Genomic DNA, 923 nt, shown 5'->3' on the forward strand with positions numbered 1-923 from the left:
ATCTGATATGGGCAGGCGGGCCCCGGTCAATGAACAGCTCGGCCAGGGCCGCCAGCACATCTTCGTGGCGAAGCTGACGGGCGACCACCAGCGCCAGGCACTCGCGCGTGAAGTCGTCGACCACCGCCAGGATGCGGATGCGCCGGCCGCTGATCAGCGTGTCGCTGACGAAGTCGAGGCTCCAGCGCTGGTTCGGACCTTGCGGCAGCGCCATGGGCGCTCGGGTGCCCATGGCTCGTTTGCGACCGCGCCGGCGCCGCACGCGCAGGTTCTCCTCGCGGTACAGCCGCAGCAGCTTCTTGTGGTTCATGACCAGCCCCTCGCGAGCCAGCATGATCCCCAGCCGCCGGTAGCCGAAGCGGCGACGCTCCGCCGCGATCTCCCGCAACCGCGACCGCAGGTCGCCATCATCACTACGCCGGGGCGCGTAGCGCACCGACGTTCTGTCCACGCCGAAGATGGTACACGCCCGACGCTCGCTGATGCCGAACAGCTGCCGAGCATGCTCGACAGCCTTCCGCTGAGCGGCGGGCTTCACCAGTTTTTTCCCGCCACCTCCTTCAGCACGGCGTTGTCGAGCATGGCGTCGGCCAGCAGCCGTTTGAGCCGGCCGTTCTCCTCCTCCAGCACCTTCAGCTTGCGTGCCTGCGACACATCCATGCCGCCGTACTTCGCCTTCCACGCGTACAACGTCGCGCTGCTGATCCCATGCTTGCGACATACATCGGCGGTCTTCATCCCGCCCTCCTGCTCACGCAGCACCGCGATGATCTGCTCCTCGCTGAACCTGGTCTTCTTCACGTCCGTCTCCTCACGAAGGCGGACTCTAGCTCAAACTGGCGGAGTTTCAGGGGAGCACGTCACTGGGCAGAATGTTTGGGTTGATGTGGCGTTAACCTCAAATGCGTGTGGCGACGTGATCG

At 65.3% G+C, this 923-nt stretch carries 1 pseudogene; it reads right to left on the reverse strand.

Going from position 1 to position 923, the window contains the following annotated elements:
• Positions 1–801, reverse strand: a pseudogene (locus tag ACYVE7_RS34750) (IS3 family transposase); the annotation flags it as partial.
• Positions 802–923: the final 122 nt, after the last annotated feature.

The sequence above is a fragment of the Actinocorallia lasiicapitis genome (genome assembly GCF_054778695.1).